15 protein-coding genes are annotated in these 15396 nt (G+C 64.3%); 10 read left to right on the top strand and 5 right to left on the bottom strand.

Going from position 1 to position 15396, the window contains the following annotated elements; translation table 11 throughout:
- Window positions 1-115 precede the first annotated feature (115 nt).
- The 7 genes from FRZ44_RS12800 (at window position 116) to FRZ44_RS12770 (ending at window position 7306) form a co-directional block, all read left to right on the top strand.
- On the top strand, window positions 116-1513 hold the full coding sequence (locus FRZ44_RS12800; RefSeq protein ID WP_151177559.1) for an amidohydrolase family protein: 1398 nt from the start codon (window positions 116-118) through the stop codon (window positions 1511-1513).
- A 27-nt stretch (window positions 1514-1540) separates the two neighbouring features.
- The gene (locus FRZ44_RS12795) at window positions 1541-2173 is read left to right on the top strand and encodes a glutathione S-transferase family protein (protein WP_151177558.1); all 633 of its coding nucleotides are present in this window, start codon (window positions 1541-1543) and stop codon (window positions 2171-2173) included.
- Between the two features lie 255 nt (window positions 2174-2428).
- Window positions 2429-3391: a membrane dipeptidase gene (locus tag FRZ44_RS12790; RefSeq protein WP_151177557.1), complete on the top strand. Its 963-nt coding sequence runs from the start codon at window positions 2429-2431 to the stop codon at window positions 3389-3391.
- A gap of 42 nt (window positions 3392-3433) precedes the next feature.
- Window positions 3434-4468, top strand: coding sequence for a polyamine ABC transporter substrate-binding protein (locus FRZ44_RS12785; RefSeq protein ID WP_191908562.1), 1035 nt, complete (start codon window positions 3434-3436; stop codon window positions 4466-4468).
- 51 nt (window positions 4469-4519) lie between these two features.
- Complete coding sequence (locus FRZ44_RS12780; protein ID WP_151177556.1) at window positions 4520-5392, top strand: ABC transporter permease; 873 nt, start codon at window positions 4520-4522, stop codon at window positions 5390-5392.
- A gap of 4 nt (window positions 5393-5396) precedes the next feature.
- Window positions 5397-6194: an ABC transporter permease gene (locus FRZ44_RS12775; RefSeq protein WP_151177555.1), complete on the top strand. Its 798-nt coding sequence runs from the start codon at window positions 5397-5399 to the stop codon at window positions 6192-6194.
- Window positions 6191-7306 (top strand): ABC transporter ATP-binding protein, encoded by a 1116-nt coding sequence (locus tag FRZ44_RS12770; RefSeq protein ID WP_225308668.1) that lies wholly within the window; start codon window positions 6191-6193, stop codon window positions 7304-7306. The genes FRZ44_RS12775 and FRZ44_RS12770 overlap by 4 nt, the downstream gene beginning before the upstream one ends.
- On the opposite strand, the gene FRZ44_RS12765 is transcribed toward FRZ44_RS12770, so the two are convergent.
- Window positions 7294-7755 carry an Lrp/AsnC family transcriptional regulator gene (locus tag FRZ44_RS12765; protein ID WP_151177553.1) on the bottom strand — a complete coding sequence of 154 codons (462 nt, stop codon included), beginning with the start codon at window positions 7753-7755 and terminating at the stop codon, window positions 7294-7296. The two genes, FRZ44_RS12770 and FRZ44_RS12765, sit on opposite strands and share 13 nt — an antisense overlap.
- A gap of 144 nt (window positions 7756-7899) precedes the next feature.
- On the opposite strand from FRZ44_RS12765, the gene FRZ44_RS12760 reads away from it, so the two are divergent.
- Window positions 7900-8160 carry a DUF6356 family protein gene (locus FRZ44_RS12760; RefSeq protein ID WP_151177552.1) on the top strand — a complete coding sequence of 87 codons (261 nt, stop codon included), beginning with the start codon at window positions 7900-7902 and terminating at the stop codon, window positions 8158-8160.
- Between the two features lie 100 nt (window positions 8161-8260).
- Here the strand turns inward: FRZ44_RS12760 and FRZ44_RS12755 are convergent, their stop codons facing one another.
- From FRZ44_RS12755 to FRZ44_RS12745, 3 genes are all read right to left on the bottom strand, one after another.
- Window positions 8261-9376 carry an alcohol dehydrogenase family protein gene (locus FRZ44_RS12755; protein WP_151177551.1) on the bottom strand — a complete coding sequence of 372 codons (1116 nt, stop codon included), beginning with the start codon at window positions 9374-9376 and terminating at the stop codon, window positions 8261-8263.
- Window positions 9377-9509: 133 nt separating this feature from the next.
- Entirely contained in the window at window positions 9510-10361 is an 852-nt protein-coding gene (locus FRZ44_RS12750; RefSeq protein ID WP_151177550.1) for an ABC transporter permease, read from the bottom strand.
- Between the two features lie 5 nt (window positions 10362-10366).
- On the bottom strand, window positions 10367-11620 hold the full coding sequence (locus FRZ44_RS12745; protein ID WP_151177549.1) for an ABC transporter permease: 1254 nt from the start codon (window positions 11618-11620) through the stop codon (window positions 10367-10369).
- Window positions 11621-11909: 289 nt separating this feature from the next.
- Between FRZ44_RS12745 and FRZ44_RS12740 the strand changes: the two genes are divergently transcribed.
- A complete protein-coding gene (locus tag FRZ44_RS12740; protein WP_191908561.1) occupies window positions 11910-12614 on the top strand; it encodes a GntR family transcriptional regulator in 705 nt (234 codons plus the stop codon).
- A 121-nt stretch (window positions 12615-12735) separates the two neighbouring features.
- On the opposite strand, the gene FRZ44_RS12735 is transcribed toward FRZ44_RS12740, so the two are convergent.
- Window positions 12736-13812, bottom strand: coding sequence for an ABC transporter substrate-binding protein (locus FRZ44_RS12735; protein WP_151177547.1), 1077 nt, complete (start codon window positions 13810-13812; stop codon window positions 12736-12738).
- Window positions 13813-14235: 423 nt separating this feature from the next.
- Here FRZ44_RS12735 and FRZ44_RS12730 point away from each other — a divergent pair, with 423 nt between their 5' ends.
- The gene (locus FRZ44_RS12730) at window positions 14236-15390 is read left to right on the top strand and encodes a M24 family metallopeptidase (RefSeq protein ID WP_151177546.1); all 1155 of its coding nucleotides are present in this window, start codon (window positions 14236-14238) and stop codon (window positions 15388-15390) included.
- Window positions 15391-15396 lie beyond the last annotated feature (6 nt).

The raw sequence follows: 15396 nt of genomic DNA, 5'->3' as shown, positions 1-15396 counted from the left end.
AACCTTTATATTGGCTGCGGCCGGGACGCGGCCCTAGGATTCTGCCTTCGCGGCCCGGTCGCCGCATCGCGCCAGCCGCCTCGCCACCCCAACATCGGAACGCGGATCGCCGGCAATGAGTGAAATCCAGGCTGACCTCGTCGTCCGGAACGGCTTCGTCATCACGATGAACGACGCCCGCGAGTGTCTTGAGCGCGGCGCCGTGGCGATCCTGGGCAACAAGATCGTAGCCGTCGGCACCGACCGCGATATCGCGGGGACGGTGAAAGCCAAGCGTGCGATCGATGCCCAGGGGGGCGTCATCCATCCGGGGTTCGTCGACACCCATGTTCATTTCATGAACACCGTGCGCGGCGCGGTCCCGGATAGCGCCGACACCTCGATCATGATGAACACCTTCCGGCGCTGGTGGGACAGCGTCGAGGAAGAGGACGAGCGCGCGGCGACGCTTCTCAACTGCATCGAGATGCTGTCGAACGGCACCACCTGCTTCCTCGAGGCGGGCACGCTGCAGTTTCCCGACCTGGCGGCGGAGGCGGCGGCGGAGACCGGCATTCGCGGCCTCATCGGCGATCCCTTTCTCTGGGATGTTCCGACCCCGGCCGGCACGCACGCGATGACGCGGGCGCCGCGGGACCGGAACCGCAGCCTCAAGCTGCTGGGCGGCCAGCTCAAACGCAACAAGGGCGAGCCCTTGATCCGGGGCTGCGTGGTTCTGTTCGGGCTGGGCAGCGCGTCGGACGAGCTCATGCAGGCGGCCAAGGAACTGTCCGACAGCCACCAGGTGATCTTCTCGCAGCATCAGTCGTTCGACACGCATGACGGTTCGGCCGACGAGCATCGCCTGGGGAAGCGGGCGATGTGTCATTACGCCGACCATGATCTGGTGGGCGAGAACTGTACCTTCAGCCATATGAACGATCTCACGGCGGATGAGGCCGAGATCGTGCGCCAGGCCGGGATGTCGGTGGTCTGGTGCCCGGTCACCTCCATGAACCTGGGTGCCGGTGCGGCGAAGCATGCCCGCCATCTCGAGATGCTCCGGGCGGGCGTGAATGTCTCGCTCGCCAGCGATGGCGCGGTTTCGGGATGCCGCTACGATATCGGGCTGCAGGGCCTGGTCGGGCTGCTGTCATCCCGTGCCAAGAGCGAGAACAAGCTGGCCTTCTCCGCCGAGGATGTTTTGGAGCTGGCGACTCGGGGCGGGGCCCAGGCCGTGGGCATGCTGGACCAGATCGGATCGATCGAGCCCGGCAAATATGCCGATCTCGTCATTCGCACGACGGACCTTCCGGAGGCGCAGCCGATCACCGACCCCATTCAGGCGCTGGTCTATAGCTGCGGCTCCAAATCGATCGCGACGGTGATCGTCAATGGCGAGATCGCGTGGTCGGGCGGGCAGCCCGCGCGCGTGGAGGCGGCGATGATCTATGACCTGGCGCGGAGCTCGCGCCGGCGCATGTGGGCGAAGCTCTCGCTCGCGCCCGAAGGCAAATGGCCGCTTCTGGTCTGACGAATTCAGAAAGGCGCGCAGCGTTCCATGTACAAGCTCTATTATTCGCCGGGACTGGCCAGCCTCGCGCCGCATTTCATCTTGCGGGAGATCGGCGTCCCGCATGAGCTGGTTCTGGTGGACCGCACGCTGGGCCAGCACAAGTCCGCCGACTATCTCGCCATCAACCCGAACGGGCGGATCCCGACCTTCACGGACGGAAGCTTCGCGCTGTTCGAATCCGCGGCGATCTGCCTGCATCTGGCCGACCGGCATCCCGAGGCGAAGCTGATTGCCGGACTGGGCAGCGACGTCCGCTCACACACTTACCAATGGCTCACCTTCCTCACCAACACGCTGCAGGCCGATCTCTGGCAGTATTTCCGCCCGGAATTCTATGTGGAGCCGGAGCGGCGGGACGCCTTCAAGGATGTGATGCAGGGTCATGTCGCCCGGCATCTCGAGGTGCTCGATCGTCATCTGGAGGGCAGGGCCTGTCTCGCGGGCGACAGCCTCTCGATCGCCGACTTCTATCTCTTCATGCTGGGACGATGGTCGCGGCATATCGCGCGTCCGACGCGGACATTCCCGAATCTCTCCCGGCTCATGGAGCGGGTTTGCAGCCGCCAATCGGTCCTCGACGCTCTCGCGATCGAGCGGATAACGGCGCCCTACTATTGAATCGAGCGCTTGACGCAAGGCGACAGAGCGGCGCAAGGGCGCACGCCGCCTGTCTTTCCGCGTGCGCGCGCAGGAAAGCTTTCCCGGGCGCCAAGTTTTTCTTCTGGGACGCCGCCGGCGCTCGGCTGATATGGCAGGCGTCTTAGAGAATACGTACTCCATATTGGATTTGACCTCGGCCCGTCACTAGCGTGCCCTCAGCAGTCCATATTTCGGGAGGGCGCATCAGTGGCGGCCAGCAAGAATCAAAACCGTATGATCATCGACGGCCTGCAGGCGGACGAATGCGATCTGGAGGTCTTCGAGGAGTGGCATAAGGGCGGTGTGTCATGTGTGCATGTGACATGCATGAACTACACCTTCGACAACACGCGCGAGGCGCTGTCCGCCTTGTCGCGCTGGCGCCGCGCCTTTCGCAATCATGCCGACCTGATCCGTCCCGCCACGACCGCGAAGGAGGTTCGCGCCATCGCGGCCGAGGGCAGGACGGCGGTCATTCTCGGGTTCCAGAACACCCTCCCGCTCGAGGATGACCTGGCGCTGGTCGAGATCTTCTACGATCTCGGCATCCGCGCGATCCAGATGTCCTACAACCACCAGGGGCTCGCCGGCTCCGGCTGCCTGGAGCCGAACGACACCGGCCTGTCGCTCTACGGCAAGAAGATCATCGCCGAGATGAACCGGCTCGGCATGGTGGTCGACACCTCGCATTGCGGCATCAAGACGACGATGGACTCGATCGAGCAATCGACCGCGCCCATCGCCGTGACCCATTCGAACTCGCTCAGCTTCTCCTCCGAGGTGGAGCTGAAGCACCGGCTGAAGTCGGACGAGATTATGAAGGCGCTGGTCAGGAAGGGCGGCATGTTCGGCATGGTGCTGTTCCCCGCCATGCTGCCCGGCGGCATGAACTGCACGCTCAAGCGCTTCGTCGACCTGATCGAGCATACAGCCAACATCGTCGGCGCGAAGAATCTCGGGCTCGGCACCGACTTCGTCTGGCGCCGGCCCTTGTCCTACATCAAGCAGGTCCGCACCGGGCGCGGCACCTTCGATTGGGCGTCGGTCGTGCCGCCGAAATGGCCCGACTGGATGAAGACGCCGGCAGACTTCCCGCGGATCGCCGACGAGCTGGCAGCGCGCAAATGGTCGGAAAGCGATATCGACGGCTATATGGGAAGGAACTGGCTCGACTTCTACGAGCGGGTGATTGGCTAGGGTTTCACGTTCAACGAAAAACCGGAAAAGGCGGTGAGGCAGATGATCGATCGTCGCAAATTACTTATGGGTATGGGTTCTGGCGCCGTTCTGGCCCTGGCCAATCCCCGGCTGGCGTTCTCGAGCGCGGGCCAGGTGAACTTCGTCAGTTGGGGCGGGACCACGCAGGACGCACAGGAAAAAGCCTGGGGTGTGCCGTTCAGCGCCGAAAGCGGCATCCAGGTGATCCAGGGTGGCCCTTCGGACTATGGCAAGCTCAAGGCCATGGTCGATGCCGGCAACGTCACTTGGGACGTGGTCGACGTCGAGAATGATTTCGGGCTCTATGCCGGCAAGGCTGGGCTCACGGAGAAGCTCGACTTCTCGATCATCAATCGCGACGAGCTGGATCCGCGCTGGGTGTCGGACTACGCGGTCGGCAGCTATGTCTCGACCCATGTGCTGGGCTACGACAAGGGCAAGTATGGCGACAAGGCCCCGCAGCACTGGCCGGATCTGTTCGATATGAAGAAGTATCCGGGCAAGCGCGCCTATTACAAATGGGTCGGGCCGGGCCTGCTGGAAGTGCCGCTGCTCGCCTCCGGCGTCAAGCCCGAGGAACTCTATCCGCTCGATCTCGACCGTGCCTTCAAGCAGATGGATTTGATCAAGAAGGACATTCTCTGGTACAGCAGCGGCGCCGAATCGCAGCAGCTCCTGGCCTCCGGCGAGACGACGCTCGGCATGTTCTGGAGCGGGCGGCTCTATTCCCTGATCAAGGACGGACAGAATGTCGGCATGTCCTGGAACCAGAACCTCGTGGCGGCCGACGTGCTGGTGATCCCCAAGGGTTCGCCGAACAAGGACGCCGCCATGAAGTTCCTGGCTTACGCCGTGAGCGCCAAGGGGCAGGCCGAGATGGCCAATCTCTCGGCCTACGGCCCGGTCAATACGAAGTCCCTGGCGCTGCTGAATTCGGATATCAACGAATTCCAGCCGAGCCAGCATGCCGACCAGAACGTCCCGCTGAATATCGATTACTGGGCAGAAAACCGGGACGTCATCAGCAAGCGCTGGTATGAGTGGCAGGCCAGCTGATTCTGGCCCTGCCTGAAGGCAATTCGGCTTGAGGGAGCTGCCGGCATCGCCATGGGAAACCCGACCTCCGTTCTCGGTTTGCGGTCCTATATCCGCAATATCAGAGCCAGCGGTCTGGTCTTGGCGATGCCGGCCCTGCTGCTTCTGTCGGCGCTGTTCGTCCTCCCGGTCCTGATCCTGCTGTCGCGGAGCTTCCTGGATCCGCAGCCCGGCCTCCAGAACTATGCCGAGCTGCTGAGCTCGTCGTCCTACCGCACGATCCTGTTCAACACCTTCATCGTCTCGACGACGGTGACCCTGGTGACGCTCGCCGTCGGCTTTCCCGTGGCCTGGCTGCTGGCGGTCGTCTCCCGGTTCTGGGCGATGGCGGTCTTCGCGGTGATCCTGCTGTCGATGTGGACGAATCTCCTGACACGGACCTTCGCCTGGATGATCCTCCTGCAGTCGACGGGCGTCATCAACCGGGCCCTGATCGCGCTGGGTGTGATCGACACGCCGCTGGCCCTGACGAACAACCTGATCGGCGTCACGATCGGCATGACCTACATCATGTTCCCCTTCATCGTGCTGCCGCTCTACGCGACGATGAAGGCGATGGACCCCGCCGTGCTGCGGGCGGCTTCGCTGTGCGGCGCCTCGCGCCTGCAATGCTTCCTGCATGTCTTCCTGCCAAACTGCGCGTCCGGCATCGTCGCCGGCTGCCTGATGGTCTTCGTCATGTCGCTGGGCTATTTCGTGACGCCGGTGCTGCTGGGCGGACCCTCCTACATGATGCTGGCCGAGCTGATCGTGCAGCTGATCCAGTCGATGCTGAACTGGGGCCTGGGGGCGGCGGCGGCCTTCATCCTCTTCGCCGCGACCCTGGCGCTCTATGCCCTGCAGATCCGCCTGTTCGATCCCCTGACCGACGCGCGGAAGGGCTGAGGCGATGCTGCTCGACTTCGAACGGCTCGGCGGACTGCGCTGGCTGCTCGGCGCGATCGGCACGCTCGCCTGCGCCTTCCTGCTGCTGCCAATCGTCTTCATCGTCCTGCTGTCCTTCGGCTCGTCGCGCTGGCTGATCTTCCCGCCGCCCGCTTGGACGCTCAAATGGTACGGCGAGTTCTTCGCCAACCCGCAATGGATCCAGTCGGTCCTGGCGAGCGCCAAGGTGGGGATCCTCGTCGCCGTCTGCTCGGTCGTGCTCGGCTTCTGGTCTGCCCTGGCGATCACGCGGGGGACCTTCCCCGGCAAGTCGATCTTGCGGGTCTTCCTGCTGATGCCCATGGTGCTCCCGGTGGTCGTGCTGGCGGTCGGGATCTATTCGCTGTTCCTGCGGGTCGGGCTGAACGGCACGCTGGCAGGCTTCGTCCTCGCCCATCTGGTCATCGCGCTCCCGTTCTCCGTGATCGTCATCGGCAATGCGCTCTTGAATTTCGACAAGGCCATCGAGGACGCCGCCATCCTCTGCGGCGCCAGCTCGCTGCAGGCGAAGCTCCGGGTGACCATCCCGGCAATTCGCTTCAGCCTCTTCACCGCCGCCATCTTCTCGTTCCTGGCCTCGTGGGACGAGATCGTCATCGCCATCTTCATGGCAAGCCCCACCTTGCAGACATTCCCGGTCAAGATATGGACGACGCTGCGCCAGGATCTGACACCCGTGATCGCGGCCGCCTCGAGCCTGATGGTGCTGCTGACGATCGTCCTGCTGCTGATCAGCGCTCTGCTCATGAGGAGGCGGGGGTGAGCGCGTTCCTTTCGATCCGGGGCGTCAGCAAGCGGTTCCAGGACTCCGCGGCTGTGAACGATGTGAGCCTGGACATCGAGAAGGGCGAGTTCGTCACCTTCCTCGGGCCGTCGGGCTCGGGCAAATCGACGCTGCTCTATCTGATCGCGGGTCTGCATGAGGCGACCCAGGGCGACATCTCGCTTTCGGGAAAGTCGCTGCTCGATACGCCGCCCAACAAGCGCAATATCGGGATGGTGTTCCAGCGCTATACCCTGATCCCGCATATGAATGTCCGGGACAACATCACCTTTCCCCTCAAGGTGCGGCATTGGTCGCGGGCGCGCATCGAGAAGCGGCTCGAGGAGATGCTGAAGCTGGTGCGGCTGGAAAAGTTCGCCAGGCGCAAGCCGACGGAGCTTTCCGGCGGGCAGCAGCAGCGTGTGGCCCTGGCGCGGGCGCTCGCCTACGACCCCGAGATTCTGCTGATGGACGAGCCGCTGGCGGCGCTCGACAAGCGGCTCAAGGAGGATCTCCAGCTCGAGATCCGGCGCATCCACCGGGAGACCGGCGCCACCATCATCTATGTGACGCACGACCAGGAAGAGGCCCTGCGGCTCTCGGACCGCATCGCGGTATTCAACCACGGCCGCATCGAGCAGATCGCGGTGGGAAAATCGCTCTATGACAACCCCGCCAACATGTTCGTGGCGGGATTCGTCGGCAATTCGAACTTCCTGCGCGCGACGCTGAAGAGCGTTGAGGGCGATCGCGCGACGGCGCTGATGCCGGATGGAACCCTGATCGGGAATGTGCGGGCCAACCAAGCCTTGAAGGTCGGGGTCGAGGGCGCGCTCCTGGCGCGGCCAGAGCAGTTCCGCATCCGCCCGCTTGACGGCAACGGCGGAGGTGCCGGTTTCCCTGCGACCATCCGCGATGCGACTTATCTCGGCGAGACGATGCAGATCGCGGCCGTCACCGCCTGGGGTCAGGAATTGTCGATCCGCTGCGCGCCCGCCGAGTTCAAGCCCGGCGGCCAGGACCCGAGCCGCTGCCGGGTTACGCTGTCCGACGAGGGCCCGATCCTGTTCTTCGCGAACGCAGAGCGGGCAGGGGGCGGCTACCCGGCGTAGGTAACCGGCAGGACCGTGGTGGCCTTGATTACCTCCATGGCCATCATCGAGGTCACGTCCGAAAGCTCGATGCGCTGGATGATCCGCTTATAGACGCTGTCATAGGCGGCGATGTCCGGCACCACGGCGCGCAGCAGATAATCGATCTGCCCGCTCATGCGATAGACCTCGACGATCTCCGGGATGCCGTCGATGGCGCGCTGGAAGCGCGTCAGCCAGTCGAGCGAATGCTGGCTGGTGCGGATCGCGATGAAGACGGTGAGGCCGACATTCATCTTCACCGGATCGAGCAGGGCCACCCGCTTGGTGATGACGCCCTTCTCCTCGAGCGCCTTGATCCGGCGCCAGCAGGGCGTGGTCGAGAGATTGACCTGCTCGGCCAGGTCCGCCAGCGCGACGGTGGCGTCGGCCTGGAGGATCGTCAGGATTTTGCGGTCCGTGTCATCCATAGTGTATGTTTCTACTGAAATCCTCACTAGGAGAATAATTTGCTATTATTCAGCAAATCTAAGCGCAAATCAAAATAATCTTCCTCGGCGGCCGAGCCATCCTCTGGGACCATAAAACCTGACCCAAAGTTTCGGGGAGACGTCATGGCCTGGTTGCGATCCTTTACCGAGCATCCCGCGAGCGTCGGCGAGAGCTATGGCGAGCATTGGGGCGTGGCCATGGGCTTCGGCCTGCGGCTGTTCGGCGCCTCGCTGGCCTGCATGATCCACGCCTTCCTGCCGGGGCTCTTCGTCCGCACCGGCAGCCGGGCGATCGAGCAGCTCCATGACCGGATGGTGGTCAACCGCCGGCGCCACGGCGGGACAAACCCGGGCGGCGTCCTCCAGAATTCGGGGACGCGCTGACGTCGGTCTCCTCTCGGGGTTGTTTCCGGCCCTGAAAAAAACCCCGGCCCCGCGCGAGCGGACCGGGGTTTCTTCATGAGCGCGACGTCGGTTTCGGTTGCTAGGCCGCGGGGCGCTTGCTGGCGAGGTCCCATTTGGCATCCGGCACCACCACCAGCTTGCCGACGAATCCCTTGTTCATGAACTCGGTCTGAGCGCGGTGGAAGTCCGAGAGCTTGTAGGTGGCCGCCAGGATGGCGTTGATCTTACCGTCCTCGATATAACCGACCAGGCGCCGGAAGGCGCCGCGCGTGCCCTGGGTCGAGCCATGCATCTCCAGATGCTTGAGATAGAGGGTGCGGAGATCGAGCTCGACCACGGGGCCGCCGATGGCGCCCGCCGTCACATAGCGGCCCTCCGCGCGCAGGATCCGCAGGAGATCGTTGAACATCGAGCCGCCGACGAGATCCGCCACCACGTCGATCGGCTTGCCGCCGGTGGCCTTGGCCACCTCGGCGACGAGGTCGCCCTTGCCGCGTGTGACGACGGCTTCCGCGCCGATCGCCTTGACCTGGTCTTCCTTCCCGGGGCCGGCCACGGCATAGGGAATGCCGCCGCGGGCGCGCACCAGCTGCACCAGGCCCGACCCCACGCCGCCCGAGGCCCCGGTGATTAGCACCCGCTCGCCGGCGGCGACGCGGGCACGATCGAGCATATGCTCGCCGGTCAGATAGGCGCAGCAGAAGGTGGCGAGTTCGGCGTCGGTCATGGGGCGGCGGACGACATGCGCGTTCTCGGCCGGCACCGTCAGATATTCGGCATAGCCCCCGTCGCGGCCATGGCCGATGTAGTCGCAGTCGGCGAGGCTGTCGTCCTCCGCGTTGTAGATGCTGAAATCGACCATGACGCGCTGGCCGATCCGCTTGGCATCGACGCCGGCGCCCACGGCGACGATGCGCCCGACGCTGTCGGTGCCCTGGATGCGGGGAAAGGTGAGGGTGGTGCCGCCGCGCCGCCAGGAGGAGGGCGCCTTCGGATCCTCATCGGTGCCGTAGGCGGCCTGACGCACCCACACATCCGTATTGTTCATGCCGCAGGCCGAGACCTCGATCAGCACCTCGCCCTTGTTGGGCACCGGCACCTTCACGTCGGTCCTGTAGACGAGCTTCTCGAGCCCGCCATGGCCGGTCAGCACCACGGCCTTCATGGTTCTCGGAATGGTCGCGGATGCCGTCATGGGGAACTCCTCTCGAAGGATCGAGCCGCGGCATCGCGCGGCTCTCATTGGCTGTTCTGAAGATACAGTATACCGGTTGCATACACAATCGCGGCATGAGTCCCGGGACAATTTAGTGACGCTGCCGCAGGGATCAGATGGTTTTGACGCCGCGCTGATTATTGACGCGGGCGCGCAGCAGCTCGACCGCCGTGAGGATCAGCGCCGAGACGACGATCAGCAGGGTCGCCACCGCCAGGATGGTCGGGCTGATCTGCTCGCGGATGCCGGCCCACATCTGGAGCGGGATGGTGCGCTGGTCGAAGGCGGCCAGGAATTGCACCACGACAACCTCGTCGAAGGAGGCGGCAAAGGCAAAGAGCGCCCCCGAGACGACGCCCGGCAGGATCAGGGGCAGCACCACGCGGAAGAAAGTCAGGAGCGGCGGCGCGCCCAGGCTGGCCGCCGCCCGGGTCAGGCTGTAATCGAAATTCATCATGGTCGCGGTCACGGTGATGACGACGAAGGGCGTGCCCAGCACCGCATGCGCCAGGATGATGCCCAGCATGGTCTGGGCGAGGCCGACCTGCGAATAGAAGAAATACATGCCGGCCGAGACGATGATGATCGGGATGATCATCGGCGAGATCAGGATCGTCATGACCAGGCCGCGCAGCGGCATGGTGGGCCGGCTGAGGCCGACCGCGGCCAGCGTGCCCAGCACGGTCGCGAGCGCGGTGGCGCAGCTCGCGATGATCACGCTGTTGCGGATCGCCAGCAGCCATTGGTCGTTGGCGAGGATGTCGCGATACCATTGCAGCGAATAGGCGGCGGCCTCCAGGCGCAGCATGCCCTCGGTGAAGGTGAAGAAGGGCTGCGCGTTGAAGGAGAGCGGCACCACCACGATCAGGGGCGCGATCAGGAAGACGAAGACCAGCACGCAGAAGGTCAGATAGGCGCCATGCCAGAGGCGGCCCGAGCGGGTGCGATGAGGTGTTGCTGCCATGGCGCCTATCCCAGCTTCGTGTTGTCGAGGCCGACGAGGCGGTTATAGAGCCAGTAGAGCAGCAGGACCGCGACCAGCAGGATGGCGCTCAAGGCCGAGGCCAGCCCCCAGTTCAGCGAGGTCCGCATGTGATAGGCGATCAGGTTGGAGATGAGCTGCCCGCTCTGTCCGCCGACCAGGGCCGGGGTGATGTAGTAGCCGACCGAAAGGATGAAAACGAGCAGGCCGCCGGCGCCGATCCCCGGCAGGCTCAGGGGCAGATAGACGCGCAGGAAGGCGGTTGCCGGATGCGCCCCCAGCGATTCCGCCGCGCGCTGGTAGAGCGGCGAGATCGTTCGCATCACGCTGTAGAGCGGCAGGATCATGAAAGGCAGCAGGACATGCGTCATCGCCACGAAGGTGCCGACCTTGTTGTAGATCAGGGTCGGACGGTCGTTATCGGCGACGATGCCCAGATGCACCAGGAGATCGAGCACCACGCCGTTAGACTGCAGCAGCACGATCCATGACGTCGTCCGGACCAGGAGCGAGGTCCAGAAGGGCAGCAGCACCAGGATCAGCAGCCGGTTGCTGAGCGAGGTCGGGACATGCGCCAGGAGATAGGCGACGGGATATCCCAGCAGCAGGCAGATCCCCGTCGTGATCAGGCCGATCCAAAAGGTCCGGAGGAAGATGGCGATGTAGATCCGCTGATCTTCGGGTTGCGCCACGATGTTGCCGTCGGCATCGCGCTTCATGTCGAGGGCGTTGAGATAATAAGCGCTGGTATAGGGAACCACGGCCTGCCGGATCATCGCCCAGGTCGCATGGTCCGCCCAGAGCGGGTCGATCGCGGCGAAGGCTGGCTGGTAGGGGCCTTCCGTTACCTTGCTGAGTTGGCGCGCCGTCGAGCGGACCAGGCTCAGCATGCCGCTGGTCTCGTAATTGAACCGCGTGCCGAGCTGGTCGACGGTCTTGGCCTTGAAGAGCTGGGTCAATTCCTGGGCGAAGCTGGCATAGACGGCTTCGCCGGGTGTGCCGGTGCCGTCCCAGCCCTGCAGCGCCCGACAAGTTTGTGGAATCAGGCGACAGGGCGCGGTGTTGTCGATGCTGCGCAACAGCATCTGCCCGATCGGCAGCACGAAGGCGACGATCACGAACAGCAGGAGCGGCAGGACCAGGAGGAAGGCCCGCAGCTTCGCCGTCCGTTCGGCGCGGCGCAAGCGCCGGGCCAGCTCGTTGCCGGGTCTGTTGCTCTCGATCAGGGCGGCGGCGGTCATGGCGTTTCGTCGGTCGGGACGCGGCGGTCGGGGTGGCAAGGGGCGAACGGGATGCTGCCGCGGAGGCCCGTTAGCCTCACGGCGTTCCAGGTTACGCCAATTTGCCAGCCGATCGGAGTCATCGCGACCGGCCCCGCCGATGACGGGGCGGCCGGGAGGTTCCGGTTGCGGCCCCCATGGTGAATCCGGGCGCGAGGCTTGTTATGCCTCCTGCGCTGCGGTAAACCTCAAGGGCTTGTGTTGCAGGACAAGTCGGCAGCCCAAGAGCGAAACGATGCCCGGAAGTGAGATGGCAAAACAGGTCGAGCGGGAAGCGGCGGCGCCGAAGAGCACGGGCCGCATCCGCTATGAAGAGCTTCATGCCCTGCTTCGCGAGCGCATCTGCATGCTGGTCTATCCGCCCGGCATGACGCTGAGCGAAAGCGAGCTCGCCACCGAGTTCAATGTCAGCCGCACCCCGATCCGCCGGGTGCTCCAGTCCCTCGAGGCGCAGGGGCTGGTCGAGACCAAGCAAAGCGTCGGCACCATCGTGACCTCGGTCGAGCTGCGGGCGCTCCGTGAAGTCTATGCGGTGCGCATGGTGCTGGCGGCTTCGCTGGGCGACATCGCGGCGCCGCTGCGCTCCCATTCCAAGTTGCCGAACTTCAAGGCGCTGCTGGCCCGCGCCGAGGCGCTCGACGGCCATCGCGACTTCAAGGAGTTCGTCCGCATCAACAACGACCTCCAATACGAGTTGGGCTTGGTCGCCGGCAACGATTCCTTCCACCGCATCACCGAGCAGCTCTACTATCAGACCATCCGCGTCTATTTCGGGATCGTCCAGGAGCTGGATTGGGAGGCCGAGGTCGGCTGGCTGCGCGCCGAGATCGGCGAGTTCATCCGGGCGCTGCAGGCGAGCGACCTGCGCGCGGTGGGCTATATCCGGCGCAATCATATCTCGATGAATCTGGTCCGGATCACCAACTACGTTCTGGGTCATTCGGGCCATCAATAGCGGCGCCCGCTCGGGCGGCGGGCGGGTTCATCCGACTTTCGCATCGATCGGCAATGAAGCGAGCGGCGCGCGAGGCCCTTAGGCCCTGCGCGCCGCTCTTCGTCTTGGTCGTGCCGTCGTCTTACTTGGCGAGCCAGGCGTTGAAGCGCTGGTCGAGCTCGTCGGCATGGTCGGCCCAGAACTCGGCGTTGTATTGCAGCGCATGCTCGAGATTCTTGTCGTAGGTCGGCAGCCAGGGGCGCACCGCGTCGCCGGCCAGGGCCAGCGAGGATTTCCGCAGCGGGCCATAGGCGATGTATTTGGTCTGGTTCGCGATGTTCTGGCTCTCGGTGGCGAACTTCACATAGGCACGCGCCGCATCGAGATGCTTGGTGCCCTTGATGATGCCCCAGAGATTTATGTTCCAGATCTGGTCGTTCCAGATGATGGCGAAGGGCTGCTTGTTGTCGGTGATGGCCGTGTAGATGCGGCCGTTGAAGGCGCTGGTCATGACGACCTGGCCATCGGCCAGGAGCTGCGGCGCCTGGGCACCGGTGTCGTACCAGATCACGTCCTTCTTGATGGTCTCGAGCTTGGCGAAGGCGCGATCGACGCCCGCGGCCGTGCCGAGGACCTTATAGACATCGGCCGGCGCCACGCCGTCCGCCAGAAGGGCCCATTCCATGCTCACCGCCGCGCCGCGCTTCTGCAGGCCGCGCTTGCCGGGGAACTTCTTCGTATCGAAGAAATCGGCGATCGAGGTAGGTTTGGCGCCGGGAAATTTCGTGGTGTCATAAGCGATGACGTTGGAATAGGCGATGTTGCCGACGCCGCATTCGTTGAGCGCGCCCGGGAGATAGTCGTCGGTCGCCGGCGTGCCGTCGGGCGCGGGCGTGATGGTCGAGACATCGACCGGCTCGAGATAGCCGTTCTGGCAGGCGCGCTGCAGATCCTGCAGCTCGAGATCGACCACGTCCCAGGTGACATTGCCGGATTCGACCTGGGCCTTGATCTCGGCGACGCCGCCATTGTAGTCGGCGGAATTGACCGTGATGCCGGTCTTGGCCGTGAAGGGCTTGTGATAGGCCTCGATCTGGCTCGCCGTGTAGGAGCCGCCATAGGAGACCACGGTCACTGAATCCGCGTAGGCGGCCGTGGCAGCCAGCAGGCTTCCCGCCGCGACGATCGCGGGCAGGATGTTCTTTAACCGTGGGGCCATCTGGAGATCCTTCCTTATTGGGTTTCCGGCGCGCTCGGGACCGGCCGTGTCACGGCCATAACGAGCGAGGGCGGGCAAGGGTTTCGGGGTTTGGTTCCAGTGATTCCGTAACATGGCTGGTGAATGCCTACAATCGGTCGGTATGCGACCGGTATGCAACATTTTCTTTTGTGGTCCACCGCTTTTCCTTTCGGCCGATAAGGCCGATGTCGGCCGTGGCGAACCGCTGGATCTCGGCGATCTGGAGCCCGTGCCAAAAAAATACATAAAAAACAATACAATAATGGATATCTCGGGGCCGATATTGAGGGCGAACGGATAGGAAATCAGGCCTCTTCAGGGCGCGGCGCTCACTTGCGGCCACGCGCCTCCACCGGTATACAGAACAGGAGAACCCATCACCACCGACCGGAAGGGTCCGCCATGACCAACGTCTTTCAACAGCGCACGACTGAGCTGCAGCGCCGGATGGCCGACGAGAGGATCGATGCCTTTCTGCTGGCGGATCCGGACTCGATCTTCTTTTTCTCGGGCTGCTTCGGCTATCTGGGCATGGAGTGGGACCGCGCGACTCTGCTGCTGGTCCCGCGCTCGGGCGCGCCGACCCTGGTGACCCCGCTGATGGAATCCGAGCTGATGCACAACCAGACCTGGGTCGAGGACATCCGCGACTGGGTCGACGGCGTGGATGGCGAGTGGATGAAGCATGTGGACGCGTTCTTCGCGACCCACAAGAGCCGCCGCATCATGTTCGAGAACCACAAGACGCCGCCCAAGGTGACGGAGGCCCTGCGCCATGCGGCCGGCGGTGCCGAGTTGGTGGAGGGCAGCCAGCTGATCTCGAAGATGCGGATGATCAAGTCGCCGGAAGAGATCGCCATCATGCGCCAGGCCGGGCAGGTCGCGGTCGCGATGGGCAAGGCCGGCAAGGCCGCCATCGCCGAGGGCGTGCCCGAATATGAGGTGGCGCTCGCGGTCATCGCCGGCGGCACGCGCAAGGCGGCCGAGCTGCTGCAGAACAGCGATGCCGCCGAGTATGTCTCGCCGACGATCTACAACCTGCAGATCATGCAGTCGGGCCGGCATACCTGCATGGTCCACCGCCGCTCGACCGTGAAGCGCATCGCCAAGGGCGACCCGGTCTATCTCTGCTTCTGCGGCATCGCGAATTTCCGCCATTTCAAGCTGGGCTTCGATCGCGAGTTCTTCGTCGGCAGCGTGACGGACGAGCAGGCCAAGACCTACGAGACGACGGTCAAGGCGCAGCAGGCGGCCCTGGCGCTGGTGAAACCGGGCGCCGTCGCCGAGGACGTCAATGCCGCCGCCGAGGAGGTCTATCGCTCGGCCGGGTTCGGCCTCTCCTACCGGACGGGGCGGGGCATCGGCTATTCCTTCCTCGAGGACCCGCAGCTCAAGAAGGGCGACAAGACGAAGCTGCAGGCCGGCATGGCCTTCGCGGTCGATGGCGGGATCACGGTCAAGGGGCGCTACGGCACCCGCATTGGCGATTCGATCATCGTGACCGAGAAGGGTTTCGACTATCTGACCGAGTTCCCGCGCGGCCTGACCGTCCTCTAGCGCCGG

The organism is Hypericibacter terrae, from assembly GCF_008728855.1.
GTDB lineage: Bacteria > Pseudomonadota > Alphaproteobacteria > Dongiales > Dongiaceae > Hypericibacter > Hypericibacter terrae.
This window is presented reverse-complemented; position numbering and strand designations above follow the sequence as displayed.